Source organism: Streptomyces hawaiiensis (assembly GCF_004803895.1).
Lineage (GTDB): Bacteria > Actinomycetota > Actinomycetes > Streptomycetales > Streptomycetaceae > Streptomyces > Streptomyces hawaiiensis.
Window position 1 is genome coordinate 3,843,508 of the sequence record NZ_CP021978.1, and the last position, 20,978, is coordinate 3,864,485.

General features: G+C 72.6%; 17 protein-coding genes. 6 read left to right on the forward strand and 11 right to left on the reverse strand.

Going from position 1 to position 20,978, the window contains the following annotated elements; translation table 11 throughout:
• The first annotated feature begins 15 nt into the window (after positions 1-15).
• Positions 16-408, forward strand: a complete 393-nt coding sequence (locus CEB94_RS17530) for a nitroreductase/quinone reductase family protein (RefSeq protein WP_175433131.1) — start codon at positions 16-18, stop codon at positions 406-408.
• A 6-nt stretch (positions 409-414) separates the two neighbouring features.
• On the opposite strand, the gene CEB94_RS17535 is transcribed toward CEB94_RS17530, so the two are convergent.
• From CEB94_RS17535 to afsR, 8 genes are all read right to left on the reverse strand, one after another.
• Positions 415-1,866, reverse strand: coding sequence for an aldehyde dehydrogenase family protein (locus CEB94_RS17535; protein ID WP_175433132.1), 1,452 nt, complete (start codon positions 1,864-1,866; stop codon positions 415-417).
• Positions 1,863-3,593, reverse strand: coding sequence for an N-acyl-D-amino-acid deacylase family protein (locus CEB94_RS17540; RefSeq protein WP_175433133.1), 1,731 nt, complete (start codon positions 3,591-3,593; stop codon positions 1,863-1,865). Before CEB94_RS17540 ends, CEB94_RS17535 begins: the two co-directional genes overlap by 4 nt.
• A gap of 88 nt (positions 3,594-3,681) precedes the next feature.
• Positions 3,682-4,800: an LLM class flavin-dependent oxidoreductase gene (locus CEB94_RS17545; protein ID WP_175433134.1), complete on the reverse strand. Its 1,119-nt coding sequence runs from the start codon at positions 4,798-4,800 to the stop codon at positions 3,682-3,684.
• A 97-nt stretch (positions 4,801-4,897) separates the two neighbouring features.
• The gene (locus CEB94_RS17550) at positions 4,898-5,668 is read right to left on the reverse strand and encodes an SDR family NAD(P)-dependent oxidoreductase (protein WP_175433135.1); all 771 of its coding nucleotides are present in this window, start codon (positions 5,666-5,668) and stop codon (positions 4,898-4,900) included.
• Positions 5,669-5,677: 9 nt separating this feature from the next.
• Positions 5,678-6,580, reverse strand: coding sequence for a TIGR03619 family F420-dependent LLM class oxidoreductase (locus CEB94_RS17555; RefSeq protein ID WP_175433136.1), 903 nt, complete (start codon positions 6,578-6,580; stop codon positions 5,678-5,680).
• A 14-nt stretch (positions 6,581-6,594) separates the two neighbouring features.
• Positions 6,595-7,839 (reverse strand): amidohydrolase family protein, encoded by a 1,245-nt coding sequence (locus tag CEB94_RS17560; protein ID WP_175433137.1) that lies wholly within the window; start codon positions 7,837-7,839, stop codon positions 6,595-6,597.
• A gap of 174 nt (positions 7,840-8,013) precedes the next feature.
• The gene (locus CEB94_RS17565; protein ID WP_175433138.1) at positions 8,014-8,190 is read right to left on the reverse strand and encodes a hypothetical protein; all 177 of its coding nucleotides are present in this window, start codon (positions 8,188-8,190) and stop codon (positions 8,014-8,016) included.
• 226 nt (positions 8,191-8,416) lie between these two features.
• The gene (gene afsR / locus CEB94_RS17570) at positions 8,417-11,473 is read right to left on the reverse strand and encodes an SARP-family global regulator AfsR (RefSeq protein ID WP_175433139.1); all 3,057 of its coding nucleotides are present in this window, start codon (positions 11,471-11,473) and stop codon (positions 8,417-8,419) included.
• Positions 11,474-11,804: 331 nt separating this feature from the next.
• On the opposite strand from afsR, the gene CEB94_RS17575 reads away from it, so the two are divergent.
• Positions 11,805-12,731 carry an SMP-30/gluconolactonase/LRE family protein gene (locus tag CEB94_RS17575; RefSeq protein ID WP_175433140.1) on the forward strand — a complete coding sequence of 309 codons (927 nt, stop codon included), beginning with the start codon at positions 11,805-11,807 and terminating at the stop codon, positions 12,729-12,731.
• Here CEB94_RS17575 and CEB94_RS17580 read toward each other — a convergent pair.
• Positions 12,721-14,328 (reverse strand): FadD3 family acyl-CoA ligase, encoded by a 1,608-nt coding sequence (locus tag CEB94_RS17580; protein ID WP_175433141.1) that lies wholly within the window; start codon positions 14,326-14,328, stop codon positions 12,721-12,723. The genes CEB94_RS17575 and CEB94_RS17580 overlap by 11 nt on opposite strands.
• Before the next feature lie 97 nt (positions 14,329-14,425).
• Between CEB94_RS17580 and CEB94_RS17585 the strand changes: the two genes are divergently transcribed.
• Genes CEB94_RS17585 through CEB94_RS17600 form a run of 4 tightly spaced genes read left to right on the forward strand, consistent with a single transcriptional unit; the run spans position 14,426 to position 17,780 of the window.
• Entirely contained in the window at positions 14,426-15,586 is a 1,161-nt protein-coding gene (locus CEB94_RS17585) for a lipid-transfer protein (protein WP_175433142.1), read from the forward strand.
• Between the two features lie 10 nt (positions 15,587-15,596).
• Entirely contained in the window at positions 15,597-16,010 is a 414-nt protein-coding gene (locus CEB94_RS17590; protein WP_175433143.1) for a Zn-ribbon domain-containing OB-fold protein, read from the forward strand.
• Positions 16,007-16,783, forward strand: coding sequence for an enoyl-CoA hydratase/isomerase family protein (locus CEB94_RS17595; protein WP_175433144.1), 777 nt, complete (start codon positions 16,007-16,009; stop codon positions 16,781-16,783). The genes CEB94_RS17590 and CEB94_RS17595 overlap by 4 nt, the downstream gene beginning before the upstream one ends.
• Positions 16,784-16,832: 49 nt before the next feature.
• Positions 16,833-17,780: an alpha/beta fold hydrolase gene (locus CEB94_RS17600; RefSeq protein ID WP_175437042.1), complete on the forward strand. Its 948-nt coding sequence runs from the start codon at positions 16,833-16,835 to the stop codon at positions 17,778-17,780.
• Positions 17,781-17,801: 21 nt separating this feature from the next.
• Here CEB94_RS17600 and CEB94_RS17605 read toward each other — a convergent pair whose 3' ends face one another.
• Both CEB94_RS17605 and afsK read right to left on the reverse strand, forming a co-directional pair.
• Positions 17,802-18,404: a hypothetical protein gene (locus CEB94_RS17605; protein WP_175433145.1), complete on the reverse strand. Its 603-nt coding sequence runs from the start codon at positions 18,402-18,404 to the stop codon at positions 17,802-17,804.
• A gap of 170 nt (positions 18,405-18,574) precedes the next feature.
• Positions 18,575-20,953, reverse strand: a complete 2,379-nt coding sequence (gene afsK / locus CEB94_RS17610) for a protein serine/threonine kinase AfsK (RefSeq protein WP_175433146.1) — start codon at positions 20,951-20,953, stop codon at positions 18,575-18,577.
• Positions 20,954-20,978: the final 25 nt, after the last annotated feature.

A 20,978-nucleotide genomic window follows, 5' to 3' on the forward strand; every position in this document is an offset into this window, starting at 1 on the left:
GGAGACCCGTCGACGATGTCCCGCCGCACCGACCTGAGGTTCCGCGCGACCACGGCCTTCCAGCGCCGCCTCAACCCGCTCCTGCGCCGCCTGCCCCTCCAGACGGTCCTGGAGACGACGGGCCGCGTCTCGGGGCTGCCCCGTCAGACGCCGGTGGGCGGGCGCCGCGAGGGCGGCTCCTTCTGGCTGGTGTCGGAGTTCGGCGAGCGGTCGCAGTACGTGCGCAACATCAAGGCCGATCCGCGGGTGCGGGTGCGGATCCGCGGGCGGTGGCACGAGGGCACCGCGCGTCTGCTGCCGCAGGACGACCCGGTGGCGCGGCTGCGGAAGCTGCCCCGGGTCAACGGCCTGGGGGTGCGGGCCCTCGGGACGAACCTGCTGACCGTACGGGTGGACCTGGACACCTGAGAGGCCTCAGCCCGGCCAGACGATCGCCTGCACCTCGCTGTAGGCGTGCAGGGCGTACGAGCCGACGTCCCGGCCGACGCCGCTCCGCTTGAAGCCGCCGAAGGGCGCCTCCATGTTCCGCCCGACGGTGTTGATCCCGACGCCACCGGCCCGCAGCCGCCGCGCCACCCGGAAGGCACGGGCCACGTCCCCCGACCAGACGTAGTCGATCAGCCCGTAGTCGGTGTCGTTGGCGAGCGCGACGCCCTCCTCCTCGTCGTCGAAGGGGAGCACGGCCACCACCGGCCCGAAGATCTCCTCGCGGGCCACCCGCATGTCGTTGGTGCAGTCGGCCAGGAGGGCCGGGGCGACGTAGAAGCCGCTGGGCGGGTCCGGGCGTTCACCACCAGCCACCACCACAGCGCCCTCCTTGCGGCCCAGTTCGATGTACGACTCCACCCGGTCCCGGTGCGCCGCCGAGATCACCGGCCCGACCACGGTGTCCGGCTCGCGCGGATCTCCGATCTTCAACCGGCCCGCATACGCCGCCAGTCGCTCCACCAGCCGGTCGTAGATCCCGCGCTGCGCCAGCACCCGCGTCGGTGCCGTGCAGATCTGCCCGCTGTAGAAGGAGAAGGTGGTGCCGATCCCGGCGACGGCCGAGCCGAGGTCGGCGTCGTCGAAGACGACCGCCGCGCCCTTGCCGCCCAGCTCCATCAACTGGCGTTTCATGTCGCGCCCGCACACCTCGGCGATGCGCTGCCCGACCGCGGTGGAGCCGGTGAAGCTGACCATGTCGACGTCCGGTGACGCCACGGCCGCCTCGCCGACCCCGGTCGACCGGCCGGACACGACGTTCACCACGCCCGGCGGGACACCCGCCGCCTGAAGCGCCTGAGCCATCCGGTAGACCGACAGCGGATCCTGCGGGGCCGGTTTCACCACGACCGTGTTGCCCATGGCCAGGGCGGGGGCGATCTTGCCGGCCGGGTTGGCCCAGGGGTTGTTGTACGAGGTGACGCAGGTGACGACCCCGACGGGCTGCCGGACGGCCAGAGCGCCCATCACACCGGCCCTGCCCATGGGTCCGGCCTCGTTGATCTGGGGCGCGATCGCCCACTCGGCGGGCTCCACGCGCGCGTAGCGCCGGAAGCGGGCGGCGGCGACCCCGACCTGCATGCCGCGTGCGGTGCCGGTGGTCGCGCCGGTCTCGGCCTGGGCCAGCGACGCGTGCTCCGTCAGCCGGCCGGCGATGATCCCGGCCGCCCGCCCGAGCACCGCGGCCCGCTCCTCCGGTGAGGTGCGCGACCACGGCCCGAAGGCCTCGCGGGCCGCGGCACAGGCCGCGAGCACCTGATCCCGCGAGGCCTCCGGCGCCCACCCGACGGTCTGCTCGCCCGCCGGGTCGATCACCTCGTAGTGCCCGCCGTCCGGCTCCACCCAGGAGCCGCCGACGAACAGCGACTGCCGTGCCGTCACCTCGTGCTCACCGTCTCCGTGTCCCGCCCCGAGCGCAGCACCCGGCCCGGCACGGCTCCGGTCACCACGTCGTCCCGGAGCGCCTCGACCCCGTTGACCCACACGGCCCGCACGCCCAGCGCCCGGGAGTCCAGCCGCGGGCTGTCGCCCGGCAGGTCGTGCACCAGGGTGGCCGGGCCCGCGTCGATTTGCTCCGGGTCGAGCAGGACCAGGTCGGCGTGCCAGCCCTGCCGGATCCGCCCCCGCTCCCGCAGCCCGAAGAGCCGGGCCGGATCGTCGGTCAGCATCTTCACGGCCTGCTCCAGACCGACCAGCTTCCGGCCCCGCAGGCAGTCCCCGAGGAACCGGGTGGTGTACGGCGCCCCGCACATCCGGTCCAGATGGGCGCCGGCGTCGGACCCGCCGAGCAGCACGTCCTCGTGCTGCCAGGTCTGAGCCCGCAGCGCCCAGGACGCCGGGTCGTTGTCGGCCGGCATCGGCCACAGCACCGTGCGCAGCTCGTCGTTGGCGCAGATCTCCACCAGGCACGCGAAGGGCTCCTGCCCGCGTTCCTCGGCGATGTCCTTGACCACGCGACCGGTCAGCCCGGCGTTCGCCTCGCTGTAGGTGTCGCCGATGACGTACCGCCCGAAGTTCGCGAGCCGCCGGAAGACGCCCGCCTCCTTGGAGTTGGCGCGGCGCAGCAGCTCGGCCCGTACGTCCGCGTCCCGCAGCCTCTCGATCCGCTCGGGCACGGGCAGCCCGAGCACCGGTCCCCACCCGGGGATGAGGTTCAGTGCGCAGAACGTGCCCAGCGACATGTTCATGGGCGTGAGGATCGGCATGGTCAGCGCCACGACCCTGCCGCCGGCCTTGCGGGCCTGCTCGCTCGCCAGGAGCTGGCGGGGCACGCGCTCGGGGACGGCCGCGTCGATCGTCAGCACGTTCCAGTTCAGTGGCCGCCCCGCCACCGCGCTCATCTCCACGAACAGGTCGATCTCCGCGTCGCTGAACTGATCCAGACAGCCCGCGACGATCGCCTCGATCTGCGTGCCCTCGCACTCCCCGACGGCCCGCGACAGCGCCAGCAGCTCGGCGGGCTGCGCGTGCCGCGAGGCGACCGGCTGCCCGTCCCCGTCGGAGTGGCTGGACGACTGGGTGGTGGACAGCCCCCAGGCCCCGGCGTCCATGGACTCTCGCAGCAACCGCACCATCGCGGCGAGCTGCTCCTGGCTCGGCTGTCCGCCCACGGCCTGCGGCCCCATCACGTACCGCCGCAGCGCACAGTGCCCCACCATGAACCCGGCGTTGACGGCGATCCGCCCCTCCAGGGCGTCCAGATACTCCCCGAAGGAGTGCCAGCTCCAGGGCGCCCCCTCCTCCAGCGCCACCAGCGCCATGCCCTCGACCCGGGACATCATCCGCCGCGTGTAGTCGGCGTCCTCGGGCCGGTCGGGATGCAGCGGCGCGAGCGTGAACCCGCAGTTCCCGCCCGCGACGGTGGTGACCCCGTGGTTGAGGGAGGGCGTGGCGTACGGGTCCCAGAAGAGCTGGGCGTCGTAGTGGGTGTGGGGGTCGACGAAGCCGGGGGCGAGGACGAGACCGGAGGCGTCCTCGACCGACCGTGCCTCCTCGGTGACGGTCCCGACGACGGCGATACGACCATGGCGTATACCTACGTCAGCGGTATACGCGGGCGCACCCGTCCCGTCCACGACGGTCGCGCCTTTGATGACGTGATCGAGCATGACCACTCAACTCCTTGAGCTGCATGTCCCTCAGGGGCGCGGGGAACTGCGCGACAAGCCACAACACACCCGCACCCGCCAACGACGCTCAAACACCCCGACGGAACCGCGAAGTCCGATGCACAGGATCCGTATCGATCTTGGGAATCACGTACTCCCCGACCAGCCGGATCGTCTGCAGCGTCTCCTCCTTCGGCACCCCCACCGGCAACCCGAAACTCAGCTGGTCCGCCCCGGCCCGCTCCCACCGCTCGCACTGCCGAAGCACCTCGTCCGGATCCCCGCAGATGAGCAGCTCCTCCTCGATCAGCACCTCCACGAACTCCTCGGTGTACTCCGGCAGCGTCTCCGGCCACACCGGGAACCCCTCGGGCCGGGGGAAGGTGTCGTGGTACCGGAACACCAGTGAGGGCAGATAGTGCAGCCCCCCGCTCGCGGCGATCCGCACCGCCTCCGCATGGGTCGGCGCGCAGATCGCCGTGGTCGTCACCATCACGTTGTCGTTCACGAAGGCCCCGACGGGCTCGGCGTCCACGATCGCCGTCTTGTACTGCTCCAGCACCCACTCCATGTCGGAGACCTTCTGCACGCTGAAGCCGAGCACCCCGAGCCCCTTCTTCGCGGCCATGGCGTACGACGGCGGCGACCCGGCCGCGTACCACATGGCCGGATGCGACGGCCCGTACGGCTTCGGCAGGACCTTCCTCGGCGGCAGCGACCAGTGCTTGCCCTGGAAGCCCTGGTACTCGTCTTGGAGCCACATCTTGGGGAACTCGGCGATGGTCTCTTCCCAGAGCTCCTTGGTGTGGTTCATGTCGGTCACGCCCGGCATGAACCCGAGGATCTCGTGCGAACCGGCGCCCCGCCCGCTGCCGAACTCGAAGCGGTTGCCGCTGAGGTGGTCGAGCATGGCGACCTTCTCGGCGACCTTCACGGGGTGGTTGACCGGGGCGAGCGGGTTGAAGATGCCCGAGCCCAGGTGGATCCGCTCGGTCGCGTGCGCGAGGTACCCGAGGAAGACGTCGTTGGCGGACAGGTGCGAGTACTCGTCCAGGAAGTGGTGCTCGGAGGCCCAGGCGTACTTGAAGCCGGACTTGTCGGCCTGGATGACGTATTCGGTCTCCTCCATCAGCGCCTTGTGCTCGGCGAGCGGGTCGGTCTCGGCCCGTTTGCCGACGTATCCCTGAACGAAGATGCCGAATTCCAAGGAGGTTCACCGCCCCACGGTCAGTTCTGACGATGCGTCAGATTTATGGGTCCGACTGTTCCACCGGCCTCCGGGAGCGTCAATAGCTGATGGCGCGTCAGATGACGCTGACGCCGGCCAGCCACCCGCCGTCGATCACGAACGGCTGCCCCGTGATGTACGAGGAGTCCTCCGAGGTCAGGAACAGCGCGAGTCTGGCCACCTCCTCGGGCTGCCCGACCCTTCCCAGCGGCACGAGTTTGCGGTACAGCCGGTCGAGACCCCGCGCCGTCTCCCCCGGGTCGGCGTCCGGGTCCAGCCGGGCCGGGTTGGACATGGCCGTGTCGATGGCCCCCGGGCAGACGGCGTTGACACGTATCCCGCGCCCGGCCAGCTCCAGGGCGGCGACCCGGGTGAGACCGAGTACGGCGTGCTTGGTCGCCGCGTAGGCACCCACGGCGGCCATCCCCGTCAGGCCCGTGTAGGAGGCGGTGTTGACGATCGTGCCCCCGTCGGCCATCTCCCGGGCGACCGCCCTGATGCCCAGGAAGCAGCCCACCTGGTTGACCTGGACGACCCGCATGAACTCGTCGAGGGGTGTGTCGAGGAGGGAGTTGAAACGCAGGATGCCGGCGTTGTTGACCAGCCCGTCGACATGGCCGTAGGCGTCCTTGGTGACGGTGACGGCGGCCTGCCAGTCGTCCTCACGACCGACGTCGAGATGGACGTACCGCGCGCCGATCTCCTTCGCGAGGGCCTCGCCCCGGTCGTCGAGGACGTCCGCGACGACCACCCGGGCCCCCTCGGCCGCGAACAGCCGGGCCTCCTGTTCGCCCTGGCCGCGTGCGGCGCCGGTGACGATGACGACCCGTCCGTCGAGCTTGCCCATGGGGTCTCCTCACAGCTCGGGGGCGACCTCGGCGCCGAACGCCGCGATCTGGTCGGTGAGTTCACCAAGGCTGCGGCTGCGGAACCGCACCTGGATCTGGTGCACGCCCATCGCCCGGTACGCCCGCAGCGACTCGGCGAGCTCGCGCGGACCACCGGTGAGGGTCCGGCGCCCCACGTCCCACCGGGGCGTGCCGACGTACAGCGGCTCGGCGATGGCGCCCACGGTGAACGCGCCCCGCGCACCGGCTTGTTCGCGCAGCTCCCGGATCCGCGCGATCTGCGCGGGCAGCCGGTCCCTCGGATCCCCCTGCGGCAGCCACCCGTCGCCCTTGAGGGCGGCCCGTCGTACGGCGGCGGGCGAGGAGCCGCCGACCCACAGGGGGACGGGGTCCTGCACCGGCCGGGGCCGCTGCCCGAGCCCCTCGAAGGCGTACAGCTTGCCGTGGTGCTCGGGGAACTCCTGCGGCCCGAGGGCGGCGCGCAGGGCGTCGACGCACTCGTCGAGCACGGCCCCGCGCCGGTGGAAGTCGACTCCCAGGGCCTCGAACTCCTCCTGGACGTGGCCCGCGCCGACCCCGAGGATCAGCCGGCCGCCACTGAGGTGGTCGAGCGTGGCGTACTGCTTGGCGGTGAGCAGGGGGTGCCGCAGCCCGACGATCGCGACATGGCTGAGCAGCCGGACGCGTTCGGTGGCGGCGGCGAGAAAGGCGAGCGTGGCGACGGGGTCGTACCAGACGGTGCTCATCGCGGCGGCGAGGCGGCGGGGGATGCCGACGTGATCACAACCGGCCAGGTAGTCGAACCCGGCCCGGTCGGCGGCGCGGGCGATCTCCAGCAGGTCGTCCGGCCCGGCCTCCGCCTCCCACCCCTCGGCGTAGAGGGTGCTCTGCGACTGGACGGGGAGCTGCATCCCGTATCGCAGGCTCACCGCGCGCCGCCGCCGCCCGGCCACAGGCCTTCGGCGGTGAGCCCGAGCAGTTCGATGGCGTTGCCCCGCACGATCCGCTCGACCACGTCGGGCTCCAGGTGCCCCATCTGCGCCTCGCCCACCTCGCGGGACTTGGGCCAGGTGGAGTCGGAGTGGGGGTAGTCGGTCTCGTAGAGGACGTTGCCGACGCCGATGGAGTCGAGGTTGCGCAGGCCGAAGGCGTCGTCGAAGAAGCAGCCGTAGACATGCTCGGCGAACAGCTCGGACGGCGGCCGGTGCACCTTGTCGGCCACGCCGCCCCAGCCGCGGTTCTCCTCCCACACCACGTCGGCCCGCTCCAGGATGTAGGGGATCCAGCCGATCTGCCCCTCGGCGTACATGACCTTGAGGTTCGGGAACTGCTCGAACTTGCCGCTCATCAGCCAGTCGACCATGGAGAAGCAGCAGTTGGCGTACGTGATGGTGGAGCCGACGGCGGGCGGGGCGTCCGCGGAGGTGGACGGCATACGGCTGCTGGAGCCGATGTGCATGGCGACGACCGTGCCCGTCTCGTCGCACGCGGCGAGGAAGGGGTCCCAGTCGTCGGTGTGGATGGAGGGCAGCCCGAGGAAGGGCGGTATCTCGGAGAAGGCGACGGCACGGACCCCGCGGGCGGCGTTGCGCCGGACCTCCGCGGCCGCCAGGTCGGCGTCCCACAGGGGGATGAGGGGCAGGGGTATGAGCCGCCCGCGCGCGTCGGGGCCGCACCACTCCTCCACCATCCAGTCGTTGTAGGCGCGTACGCAGAGCAGGCCCAGCTCGTGGTCCTTCGCCTCGGTGAAGGTCTGGCCGCAAAAGCGCGGGAACGTCGGGAAGCACAGGGCGGACTGGACGTGGTTGACGTCCATGTCGGCGAGCCGCTCGGTGACGTCGTAGGAGCCGGGCCGCATCTGCTCGTACGTGATGACCTCGAGCCGGATCTCGTCCCTGTCGTACCCGACGGCGGTGTCGAGCCGGGTCAGGGGACGGCGCAGATCCTCGTAGACCCACCAGTCCCCGACGGGGCCGTCGTCCCCGGGCTGCCCCATGACCGGCTTGAAGCGGCCTCCGAGGAAGGTCATTTCCTTCACGGGAGCCCGGACGATCCGCGGCCCGACGCCCCGGTACTTCCCCGGAAGCCGGTCCTGCCAGACGCTCGCGGGCTCCACGGTGTGGTCGTCCACGGAGATGATCAGCGGAAAGGTGCTGTCGTGGGTGTCCATACGGCTCACGGTAGCGCCGATCTGACGGATCGTCAGCTGCGCGGCGTCGCCGGGAAGCCCCGCGAAACGCCGATGGGCCGGGTTCGCAAGGACTGGAACAGGTGGTCCGGACACACTTCGGCCGCGACGGCTTCCCCTCCGCGCCGCCGCGGCCGAACCCCGTGTGGTGGTGGTCTACTTCGTCGGCTTGAAGGGCTCCGACGTCGCGTGCAGGTCCTTGACCTCGAGCGGCTCCTCGGTGGCGTGCAGGTCCTGCTTCTTGACGGCGCCCTCGTCCGTGGCGTGCAGGTCCTTGGTCTCGAGCGGCTCGTCGGTGGCGTGCAGGTCCTGCGGCTTGAGCTCGTCGCCCATGATCGTCAACTCCCCTTGGCATGGATCAAGCAGTGAGGTCGGCGGGCCCGTCCGGCCACTCCCCCGAGGGTGGCCGGACGAGCCCACCCGGGCCGCTCGTCCTGGAACGTCGGAGCGAGGCCCGTGCGGCGACCCGTCTGCCCCCCGACGCGACGGATCGACTACGTCCATGATGGCGTGGGGCGATAAACGAATGATGAACGCCCCGGCGCCCCCCGACTGCGGCTCAGGCCGCCCGCACCGGGGAGAGCAGCGCACGCACCTCGGCCGCCTCCGGCGAGCCCAGCTCCTCGTAGATCCCGGCGGCTTCCTGCCAGCAGACCTGGGCCCGGCCGGTCTGGCCGATGCCGCTGAGCGCGCGTCCGAGGACCGTGAGGACGTTGCCCCGCCGCCACTCCCCGCCGATCCCGCGAAGCACCGTGAGCGCCATCTCGGCGTTGGCCGCCGCCCGCGCCGCGCGCCGGGCGGCGAGATCCACCTCGGCCAGCCGGAACAGGCTCATGCCCTCCCAGAGGCGCTGCCTGCTGTCGCGGAACACCTCCAGCGCCTCCTGGAGCCGGTCGGCCGCGTTGCCCAGCTCCCCGCTCTGGGTGAGGGCGAGCCCGAGGGCGTAGCGGGCGTTCGCCCCGCGCATGGAGTTGCCCATGACGTCGTAGATGTCGATGCCCTCCTGGGCCAGCGCGACGGCGCTCTGGGTCCGCCCGGTCGCCAGGTGGATCCGGGAGAGGTTGCAGAGCGCGGCGGCCTCGCCCGGGCGGTCGCCCAGGGCCCGGAAGTGCTCGATGGCCCGGGAGAGGTGCTCCTCGCCGTCCGTGTGGCGGTTCTGGTACAGCGCGATGATGCCGCGCGCGTTGCGCGCCCAGCAGACGGGGAGCAGGTCGTCGGACTCCTGGGCCAGGAGGATGGCCTGTTCGGCCTTCTGGTCGGCCTGTTCGAAACGGCCGCTCATGTGGTGGACGATGACGACCGTCGTCAGCGCCCGGGCCTCCGCCCGCCCGATGCCCCGCACCCGGGCCGCGCCGAGGAGTGCCTCGGCCGTCGCCTCGTACTCCCTGGAGTTGGCCCCCGACTCGGAGAGGTCGTGCGCGGCCCACAGCAGGTCGATCGCCCGGGGGAGGGTCTCCGGCTGCCCCGCGGACTGCCGTACGCACGCGAGGAGGCACATGGCCTCCGCGTACAGCCAGTCCTGCGCCGCGTGCCGGTTGTCGAACCGCAGCCCCGGGTACGACGTGGGCTCCAGATGATTTACCAGCCGGTCGCCCGGCCGCTCGATGGCGTACACGCCCGCCGCGGACGCCAGATAGAAGTCCAGCAGCCGGGACAGCGCCGACCACCGTTCGCCCGGGGGCAGTTCGTCCCGTTCCGCACAGGCACGCGCGTAGAGCCGCACCAGGTCGTGGAAGCGGTAGCGGCCGGGGGCCGCCGATTCGAGGAGGGAGGTGTCCACGAGGGACTCCAGCAGGTCCTCCGTGTCCTCGACCGGCAGGTCCAGGACCGCCGCCGCGGCGGCGAGGGAGATGTCGGGGCCGTCCGCCAGGCCGAGCAGGCGGAACGCGCGGGCCTGGGCGGGTTCCAGCTGGCCGTAGCCGAGCTCGAAGGTGGCCTTGACGGCCAGGTCGCCGGCCTGGAGTTCGTCCAGGCGGCGGCGCTCGTCGGCGAGCTTCGCCGCGAGGACCGACACCGTCCAGGTGCGGCGGGCCGCCAGGCGGGAGGCCGCGATGCGGATGGCCAGCGGCAGGAAACCGCAGGCCGCCACCACGTCCAGGGCGGCCTTCCGCTCGGACGCCACCCGCTCCTCGCCCACGATCGTCGTGAACAGCGCCAGCGCCTCGTCCGGGGACATCACGTCGAGGTCGATCAGGTGGGCCCCGGCCAGGTCCACCATCCGCATCCGGGAGGTGACCAGCGCGGCGCAGCCGTCCGTGCCGGGCAGCAGGGGACGCACCTGGGCGGCGTCCCGGGCGTTGTCCAGCAGGACCAGCACCCGGCGGCCGGCCAGGACCGAGCGGTACAGGGCCGCCCGCTCTTCCAGGGAGTCGGGGATCGCCGAGTCGGCTGTGCCGAGGGCGCGCAGGAAGGAGCCCAGGACCGCCTCCGGCTCCGCCGCCCGGGCGCCCGCGCCCTGCAGGTCGACGTACAGCTGCCCGTCCGGGAACGCCGCGCGCGCCTGGTGGGCCACGTGCACCGCGAGGGTCGTCTTGCCGACGCCGCCGATACCGGCCAGGGCCGAGACCGCCATGACCCGGCCCTCGGCGGAGGCGAGGATGTCGCCGAGTTCGCGTACGAAGGCGGATCGGCCGGTGAAGTCCGGGACCGTCGCGGGCAGTTGTGCCGGGCGGACCGGGGCCGAGGCCGGCTCGGGCGCCGGGGAGGAGGGCTCCGCGAGCCCGGGGTCCGCCTGGAGGATCCGCTGCTGCAGCTCGCTCAGGCCGGGACGCGGGTCCACGCCGAGTTCGTCGGCGAGCAGGCGGCGGGTGTCGGCGTACACGGCCAGTGCCTCGGCCTGGCGGCCGCTGCGGTAGAGCGCCAGCATCAGCAGCTCGCGGAGCCGCTCCCGGAGCGGGTGGGCCGCGGTGAGGGCCGTGAGCTCCGAGACGGCCTCGGCATGGCAACCCTGCTCCAAATCCATGTCCAGGCATGACTCGAGGAGCTGGAGCCGCCATTCCTCCAGACGCACGCGCTGGGCCTCCGCGTAGGGGCCCGGCAGTCCGGCGAGGGTCTCCCCGTCCCACAGGGCGAGGGCGCGGCGCATGGTGGCGCGGGCGTGGCAGAGGTCGCCGGCGGAGCGGGCCTTCTCCGCCTCGGTCGCCAGGTCCTGGGCGACGGTGAGGTCCAGGGCGCCTTCGGCGAGACCGCGGACCGCGTAACCGCCGGACTCGCTGACCAGGGCAGCGGGGCCGGCGGCGCCGATGCCGCCCGACCGGCGTCCCTCGCCGCCCGGGTCCAGCACCTTGCGCAGGCGGGAGGCGTACGTCCGTACCGCCGCCAATGCCTGCGAGGGCGGTTCCTCGCCCCACAGGGCGTCGATCAGCTCCGCCGCCGTGGCCGTCCGGCCCTCGCGCAGCAGCAGGGCGGCCAGCAGGGCACGCTGCTGGGGGGACCCGGTGGCGACCGGCTCGTCACCGCGCCAGGCGCGCACGGGGCCGAGCACGCTGAAGCGCAGGGTCGCGGGCATCGCAGGCCTGTGCGCCTCGGCCGTCAGCGCCGACTCCGGCGATGACGGCGTGGAGTCGGGACGCCGCTGCTCCGGTACGCGCGGCACACCGTCCGGTACACCGTCCATGCAGTCCCCCTAGACATCCTGAGCAACCACGCCAGTTTGCCTTGTTGACGGCGGATACGTCAGCCGTGGGAGACACCGATCACAGGGCGACGCACGGGAGTCCACGAGGTCTGCACACTCTCTCCGCACGCCGGTGGCCAGGGGCCGGTCGTGAAGGGGGAGTTGGAGCGTCCGGGCACCGCGACGGAGCACCGTGGCCAGGTCGGGAGGTGACCGGGGCGCCCCGATGCTCCGGTTGAACGGCGGACACGTGGTGTCGCCGGGACGGGCCCAGGGGCACGCGGGATAGTGGGGGCCCGTAGATCGTCCTCCCAGCCCGAAGGCGGACCCCATGCCCGGTGAGCAGCCCCAGCTGTACGAGACCCTCGACGAGCGGTTCCGGACGGGCAGGTGCCAGGCGGGGGACTCACGGCTGGAGACTCTTTTCGAAGGGTGCCGGTGGGCCGAGGGGCCCGTGTACGTGCCCGCCGGGCGGTACCTGGTGTGGAGCGACATCCCCAACGACCGGCTGCTGCGCTGGGACGAGACCACCGGGGCCGTAGGGGTCTTCCGCTCCCCCGCCGGGTACCCGAACGGCAGCACCCTGGACGGCCAGGGCCGTCTCATCACCTGTGAGCAGGGCAACCGGCGGGTGACCCGGACCGAGCACGACGGCTCGGTCACGGTGATCGCGGAGCGGTTCCGGGGCAAGCGGCTCAACAGCCCGAACGACGCCGTCGTGAAGTCGGACGGGTCGATCTGGTTCTCCGACCCGGAGTTCGGGATCGCCACCGACTACGAGGGGCACCGCGCCGAGAGCGAGATCGGGGCCCGGAACGTCTACCGCGTCGACCCCGCGAGCGGCGAGGTGCGGGTGGTCGCCGACGGGTTCCAGGGGCCCAACGGGCTGGTCTTCTCGCCGGACGAGCGGCGGTTGTTCGTGTCCGACAGCGTCGCCAACCACATCCGTGTCTTCGACGTCCACGAGGACGGGACGGCCCTCTCCGGCGGCGAGGTCTTCGCCGCGTGCGCGCACGGCAACTTCGACAACATCCGGTTCGACGACGAGGGCCGGCTCTGGGCCGCCGCCATGGCCGGGGGCGTGCACTGCTACGACCCCGACGGCACGCTGATCGGCCGCATCCTGGTGCCCGGCACCGTCGCCAACGTGCGGTTCGGCGGCGCCCGGCGCAACCGCCTGTTCATCGCCGCCGACACCACCCTGTACTCCTTGATGATGTCGGTCACCGGCACCCCGGCCCTGCCGGTCAGCCGGTGACCAGGTCCCGCAGGGCGCCCTTCACGACCTTCCCGCTCGCGTTGCGCGGCAGCCGCTCGACGAACCGGACGGTTCTGGGGACCTTGTAGTTCGCCATCTCCCTGCGGGACCAGGCGATCAGATCGTCGGCGGTCAGCAGGGCGCCCGGGCGTCGCACGACGTAGGCCCTGCCGACCTCCCCGAGCCGGGCGTCCGGTACGCCGATCACCGCCACGTCCGCCACGTCCGGGTGGAGGCCCAGGAGCTGCTCTATCTCGGCGGGGTAGGCGTTGAAGCCGCCGACGATGAACATGTCCTTGAGGCGGTCGGTGATGCGCAGGTTGCCCGCCGCGTCCAGGACGCCGACGTCTCCGGTGCGCAGCCACCCGTCGGGCGACAGCACCTCGGCGGTGGCCTGCTCGTCCTGGTAGTAGCCGGTCATGACGTGGAAGCCGCGCACCAGGACCTCGCCCGGCAGGCCGGGTTCCAGGGGCCGGCCCTCGGGGTCGACGACCCGTATCCGCGTGCCGGGTACGGCCCGGCCCGACGTGGCCGCGATGACCGTGGGGTCGTCGCCGCGCCGGCACATCGTGACGACGCCGCTCGCTTCGGAGAGGCCGTAGGCCGTGAGGACCGTGGCGATGCCGAGTTCGGTGCGCAGCCGCTCCACCAGACGCAGGGGCACGACCGCCGCTCCCGTCACCACCAGGCGCAGGGCCGAGAGGTCGTGGGCGTCCCGTGCGGGGTGGTCCAGGAGGGACTGGAGGAGGGTCGGGGGGCCGGGGAGTACGGAGACCCGCTCGGCGGCGATGTTGGCCAGGACCGTGTCCACGTTGAACACCGGCTGGGGGATCATCGTCGCGCCCCGCATCAGGCAGGCGATCACCCCGGCCTTGTAGCCGAAGGTGTGGAAGAAGGGGTTGACGATCAGGTAGCGGTCGCCCCGGGTGAGGCCCGCCAGGTCGCCCCAGATGTCGTACGCCCGCAGCGTCTGGTCGTGGGTGATGACGGCGCCCTTGGGGCGGCCCGTGGTGCCGGAGGTGAAGATGATGTCCGAGGGCCAGGTCCCCCGCACGGCCCCGGCCCTTTTCCGCACGTCGGCCGACCCCGTCCCTTCCCCGCCGGCCAGAAAATCCTTCCAGGTCAGGAAGGACGCCGGGGCGTCGTCCGAGAAGACGACCGCGTGCTTCAGGTCCGGCAGGCCGGGCAGAGGGCCGGTGCCCGGGCCGTCCCCCGCCGCCCTGCGCAGGGACGCCACGTATGACGTGCCGAGGAACGTGCCCGTCACGAACAGCAGCCGGGCGCCGCTGCGGCGCAGCACGTCCGCCGTCTCGGCGCCCTTGAAACGGGTGTTGAGCGGGACGAGTACGGCGCCCGCCGAGACGGCGCCCAGGGCCGCGACGATCCAGTCGAGCGAGTTGGGGGCCCAGATGCCGACCCGGTCGCCCGGGTCGATGCCGGTCGCCAGGCAGGCCGCCGCCGCGCGCTCCACGCGTGCGCCCAGTTCCGCGTAGGTGACGCGGGTCCGGCCCTCGACGACCGCCTCGGCGTCCGCGTACCGCTCGGCCGCCGCCTCGACCAGGTCCGGAACGCTTTCCCATGCCGTATCCGCTCGCACAGCACGCCTCCCGACGACGTAGGAGCTGACTACCCGTCAGATTATCTGTAATCTGACGGCCTGTCAGCGACCGTTCGGCCCCGGAGGTGCGCGCAGCATGGCAGCAGGATCGGGAGGCCTCAAGGACGCCACCGCTCTCGTCGGCATAGGCCAGACGCCCTTCGCCAAACGGCTCCCGGAGGACGAACGCGCCCTCGCCTGCCGGGCCGTGCTCGCCGCTCTCGACGATGCCGGGATCGCGCCCGGCGAGGTCGACGCCCTCGCCTCCTACACCATGGAGGAGACGGACGAGGTGGAGCTGGCGAAGGCCTGCGGCTTCGGCGATCTCACGTTCTTCAGCAAAGTGGGTTTCGGCGGCGGGGGTTCGTGCGCCACCGTCGCCCATCTCGCCGCCGCCATCACCGCCGGGCAGGCGAGCGTCGGGGTGGCCTGGCGGTCCCGCAAGCGGGGCAGCGGGCCCCGGCCCTGGACCAACACCTCCGTCCAGCTCCCCACTCCGGCCCAGTGGACCAGGCCGTACGGGCTGCTGAGGCCCGCCGACGAGATCGCGATGCTCACCCGCCGCTACCTGCACGAATACGGCGCCACCCGGGACCACCTCTTCAACGTCGCCCTGGCCTGCCGCAACCGGGCCAACCAGAACCCCGCCGCGATCATGTACGACCGGCCCCTGACCCGCGAGATGTACATGACGTCCCGCTGGATCAGCGAGCCGCTCTGCCTCTTCGACAACTGCCTGGAGACCGACGGGGCGCTGGCGTGCGTGGTGGTCTCCGCCGAGCGCGCCCGTGACTGCCGGCGCAGGCCCGTCTACGTCCACTCCGCCGCCCAGTCGCTCCCCGCCCAGCACCACGGCATGGTCAACTACTGGAACGACGACCCCCTCACCGGCCCCGCCTGGAGCGCCGCCCGGCACCTGTGGAAACACTCCGACCTGGCCCCCGAGGACGTCGACGTCGCCCAGATCTACGACGCCTTCACCCCCCTGGTGCTGCTCTCCCTGGAGGGCTACGGCTTCTGCGGGCGCGGCGAGGGCGGGGCGTTCACCGAGGGCGGGGCGCTGGAGATCGGCGGGCTGCTGCCGGTGAACACCGGCGGCGGCGGGCTGTCCGAGGCCTACGTCCACGGCTTCAACCTCATCAACGAAGGGGTCAGGCAGCTGCGCGGGAGCAGTACCGCACAGGTGCCGGGCGCATCCGCCTGTCTGGTCACGGCGGGCGAAGGGGTTCCCACCTCCGCCCTGCTGCTGAGGAGTTGAGGAGCCACCCATGCTGCGTCCCGTCACCGATGCCGACGGCGCCCCCTTCTGGGAGTACGCCGCACAGGGCGAACTCCGCGTCCAGGCCTGCGCCGGCTGCGACGAGTTCCGCTTCCCGCCCCGGCCCTGCTGCCCGCACTGCCAGTCCTTCGAGAGCGAGTGGCGGCCGGTGTCCGGCCGGGGCCGGGTCTGGTCGTACGTCGTCGCCCATCCGCCGCTGCTGCCCGACTACGCCGCGCAGGCGCCGTACAACGTGGTCGTCGTCGAGCTGGACGAAGCACCTCGCATCCGGCTGGTGGGCAACCTGGTCACCGGGGCCGGGCAGCCCCTCGGCGCCTTCCCGCCGGAGAGCATCCGCATCGGGGCCCGGGTGCGGGCCGTCTTCCACGACGGCCTTCCCCAGTGGGTTCCGGAGCGGTCATGAGCAGCGTCCTCGTGCGGACCGACCGGGACAGCGGGGTCGCCGTCGTGACACTGAACCGGCCCGACCGGCTCAACGCCGTCGACCTCGCCATGGCCGACGAACTGGCCTCCATCTGGGGCGAATTGCGGTTCGACGACTCGGTGCGGGCCATCGTCCTCACCGGGGCCGGCGAGCGTGCCTTCTGCACCGGCATCGACCGGGACGCCGTCGTGCCGCAGCCGAACTCGCCGTACGCGCAGGACGATCCGCTGCTCGGCATCGGGCCGAAGGCGAACGACCTGTGGAAACCGGTCGTGGCCGCCGTGCACGGCATGGCCTGCGGAGGGGCCTTCTATCTGCTCGGCGAGGCGGAGTTCGTCGTCGCGGACACCACCGCCTCCTTCTTCGACCCGCACACCACCTACGGCATGGTCAGCGCCTACGAGACCGTCCTGATGGCGCAGCGCATGCCGTACGGGGAGGTCGCGCGGATGGCGTTGATGGGCACGGCGGAGCGGATCTCGGCGCACCGCGCCTACCAGGTCGGGCTGGTGTCGGAACTCGTGGCGGACGGTGAGGCGTCGGAGGCGGCGATCGCGTGCGCCGCCCTCCTCGCCGGGTATCCGACCGAGGCCGTGCAGGGGACCGTGCGGGCGCTGTGGGCCGCGAGCGAGGCGGGGCGGGCACAGGGGTTCGCGCAGGCGCCTCATCTCATCGCACTCGGGAACGCGACGGGCGAGCGGCAGACCCGGCTGTTCACGGGCCGGTCGCGGGAGTACCGATTGCGCGAGTAAAAGTCGTTTACCCATACATGCGTATGCTCGGGGGGTGGTTGAGCATCGGATGATCGACGTCAATGGCATACAGCTGCACATCGCGGAGCAGGGCGAGGGCCCGCTCGTGGTGCTGCTGCACGGATTCCCGGAGTCCTGGCACTCCTGGCGGCACCAGTTCGGTCCGCTGGCCGAGGCCGGTTTCCGGGTGGTCGCTCCCGACCAGCGCGGGTACGGCGGCAGCGACCGCCCCGAGGACGTGTCCGCGTACAGCATCCTCCACCTGGTGGGGGACGTGGTCGGGCTGATCCACGCGCTGGGCGAGGAGCGGGCGTTCGTCGTCGGGCACGACTGGGGCGCGCCGGTGGCCTGGCACACCGCGCTGCTGCGGCCGGACGTGGTGCGCGGGGTGGCCGGGCTGAGCGTGCCGCCGCCGTTCCGTGGCCAGCGGCCTCCGCTGGAGACCATGCGGGAGCGGTTCGAGGGCCGCTTCTACTGGAACTACTTCAACCAGCCCGGCGCAGCCGACGCCGAGTTCGCCGCCGACACCCGCACGACCCTGCGCAAGCTGCTGTACTCCGCCTCCGGTGACGCGCCGGACGCCGGGCGTCCCGAGCAGGCCCTGGTCGACCTGGAGCGCGGGTGGCTCACGGACGCGCCGAACCCCGAGGTGTTGCCCGAGTGGCTCACCGAGGACGACCTCGACGTGCTCACCGAGAGCTTCGAGCCGGGCTTCACCGGCGCCCTCAACTGGTACCGCAACCTGGACCGCAACTGGGAGCTGACCGCCCCCTGGCAGGGCGCGGTGGTGTCCCCGCCCGCGCTGTACGTGTACGGCGACCGGGACCTGGTCCCGGCCTTCCCGGGCACGCCCGAACTGATCGAGAGGCTGCCCGAGTTGATGCCGAACCTGCGCAAGCCGCTCGTGCTGCCGGGCTGCGGCCACTGGACGCAGCAGGAGCGGCCCACCGAGGTGAACGAGGCGCTGACCGGCTTCCTGACGGAGCTGCGGGACTGACCCCGTCGGTCGCTCGTCCCGTCAGTCGTCGACGAGGGCCCGGCGGTCGACCTCGCAGTGGTCGACCGAGTCCACCAGGCCCGAGCCGCCGCCCACCCGGACGTCGACGGTGGCCGTGCCGTTCGCGGGGACGGTGACGTCCCCGTACCGGTCGACGACGGTGATGCCCCGGGCGTCCTCGAAGGTGACCGAGACGGAGAAGGCGGCCTTGCGGCCGTTGGGGTTCCTGACCTCGACGGTCGCGTAGGGGGCCGTCGGGGTCGCGCAGCTGATCAGTTTCGCCGTGCCGTCCCTCAGGGCCTTGCCACTGCCGGAGCCGGAGGAGGACGTCGGCGTGGAGCCGTAGTTGGGCCTGCGGGTGTAGGAGCCGCCGCCGCTGCTTCCGTGGTCATTGTCGTCGGAGCCGTAGGAACCGCCGCCCGAGCCGTACGAGCCGCCGCTCGACGTCGACGACCTCGAACTGTCGTGGTCCTGGCTGGAGCTGCTGCACCCGCCGCCGCCCGAGCCGCTGCCGCCGTGACCGTGACTGCCGCCGCGGCCCCGGCCGGACGAGAAGCCGGTCAGTGCCAGTACGACCAGCACCAGCACCGCCGTGTACCTGAGCCTGCGCCCCCGTGTCTGCATGGCGGAAAGCCTAGCGATCGCCTGTCACGGGCATGTCACTGCGTGGCGACCGGCGCGTACCCGGCGTAGCGTCCTGGGTGGGAGCGGTGAACGGGCCGCTCCCCGACAAGCGGCGGCCGCCGTCCGGAGCACCCCTTCCGTACGCCGGTACGACGGCCGTCCCGGGCCGGTCAGGCGGTGCGCGCCGTGCCCGTGCCCTTCTCCGCGTCCAGTGCGTACACGCAGCGGTCCTTGCTGCACGCGTACACCACCCCGTCCCGGACGACCGGGGAGCCGGTGATCTCGCCGCCGGTGGCGAGTTTCCAGCGCAGCCGGCCGTCGTCGGCCTTCAGGGTGTAGAGCAGGTGGTCGGTGGAGCCGAAGTGGATACGGCCCTCGGCCACCGAGGGGGCGCCCACGATGTCGCCGCCCGCCTGGAAGCGCCACTTGGGCGTGCCGGTAACCGCGTCGAGGGTGTAGAGGCCCTTGCCGCTGCCCACGTGGACATGGCCGGCGGCGACCAGGACGGGGTCGACACAGGAGCGGGCCTCGGTGGCGATGCGCCAGCGGTCGCGGCCGTCGGTGGCGTCGAGGGCGTAGACCGTGCCGAGGTAGTCGGCGAGGTAGATGCCGCCGCCGGTGACGGCCGGGCCGGGGACGAAGGTGGGCGGGCAGAGGAAGACGGCCGGGGCCTCGAAGTGCCACTTCACATGCCCGGCGGCCACGTCGAGCGCGAGGACGCGGGTACCGGCGCAGACGTAGACGTAGCCGTCGGTGGCCTGGGTGAGCCGGATCGGGACGCCGCCGCAGGAGGCCGCGTCGCCGATCGGGTACGACCAGCGCTCGTCGCCGGTGCGGGCGTCCAGGGCGCGCAGCCGGGCGTCCTGCCACACGTAGACCGTGCCGTCGTGCAGGGCGGGCCCGGCCTCGGGGGACTCGAAGTCGGACTGGCAGCCGGTGATCTCCCACAGCTTCTGGCCGCCGGAGGCCTCCCAGCCCTGGACGCCGCCGCCGCGGGTGCCGGTGACGACGGTGCCGCGGCCGGCCTTGAGTGAGTAGACCCAGGCGTCCGTCTGCAGGCGCCACAGGTCGCCGCCCTCCCGGGCGTCCAGGGCGAACAGGGTGGGCCCGTCGGAGGCGTGGATACGGCCGTCCGCGACCGCCATGGACCAGGCGACGTCCCGGGTCTTGAAGCGGCGGCGGCCGGTGGCGACGTCCAGGGCGTGCACCTCGAAGGAGGTGACGTAGACCAGGTCGTCGGCGACGGAAGGGGTGCCCCAGACGTCGTTGGACATGCGGAAACGCCAGGGCCGCCAGCCGCCGGCCTGCTCCGGCGGCGCGGCCGGGGCCGGTGGCGCGGCGACGGCGGGGCCCACGGCGGGGTCGGTGCCGTTGACGCCGGGGCGGGGCTTGGACCAGGAGGCGGCGAGGGCTGCCTCCGGTGGGGGTGCCTTGACGGCGGCGGCACGGACGTCGGCGACGCGCGGGCCCGGGCCGATGGGAACCTGACCGCCGGCCAGCCGGACGGGGCCGGTGTCGGGGCCGCCGACCGGCGCGGGCACGGGCGCCGGGACGACGGGGTCGTGCGGGGGCGGGGGCGGGATGGGCGCCGGGCCGGGGGCGGGGCGTCCGCCGCCGCTGCGGCCGGCGCCGGGGGCGGGCTTGCCGGCCGGGCGGCCGTTGCGGCGGGACTCGATCAGGCCCACGGCCCGCTCGGGCAGCCATGCGGAGGCCGTGCCGCTGTCGTCGGAGCCGGAGCCGAAGAGGTGGGGGGCCAGCTGGGCCTGGAGGTCGGCCGGGTTGGGGCGGGCCGTCGGGTCCATCTGCATACAGGACTCGATCAGTGGCCGCAGCTCGTCCGGGAGGCCTTCGAGGTCCGGGCCCTCGCGCAGCAGCATGAAGACCGTCTCGACCGGGTTGGCGCCGTGGAAGGGCGGGTGCCCGGTGGCGGCGAACACCAGCATCGAGCCCAGGGAGAAGACGTCGCTGGCACCGGTGACGCTGCGGGAGTCCTTGGCCTGCTCGGGGGACATGTAGGCGGGGGTGCCGACGGCGACGTTCGTCATCGTCAAACGCGTGTTCGAGACACCCGACGCGATGCCGAAGTCGATCACCCGGGGCCCGTCCTCGACGACGAGGACGTTCGACGGCTTCAGGTCCCGGTGCACCAGACCCGCCCCGTGGATGGACTGGAGCGCCTCGGCCACGCCCGCCGCCAGCCAGCGCACCGCCTGGGCCGGCATGGGTCCGCAGTCGTTCACTATCTCCTCGAGGGAGGGCGCGGGGACGTAGGCGGTGGCCAGCCACGGCACGGCGGCGCGCGGGTCGGCGTCGACGACGGCGGCCGTGTAGAAGCCGGAGACGGCGCGGGCCGCCTCCACCTCACGCGTGAAGCGGACCCGGAACAGCTGGTCCTCGGCCAGCTCCGTCCGGACGGTCTTGATCGCCACACGCCGGCCGGACGCCGAACGCGCGAGATAGACCAGCCCCATGCCGCCGGCGCCCAGCCGTCCCAGCACCTCGAACGGCCCGATCCGCCGCGGATCGTGCTGCGTCAGCTGATCCACCACTTGCCTGCCACCTCCCCGTACGAGC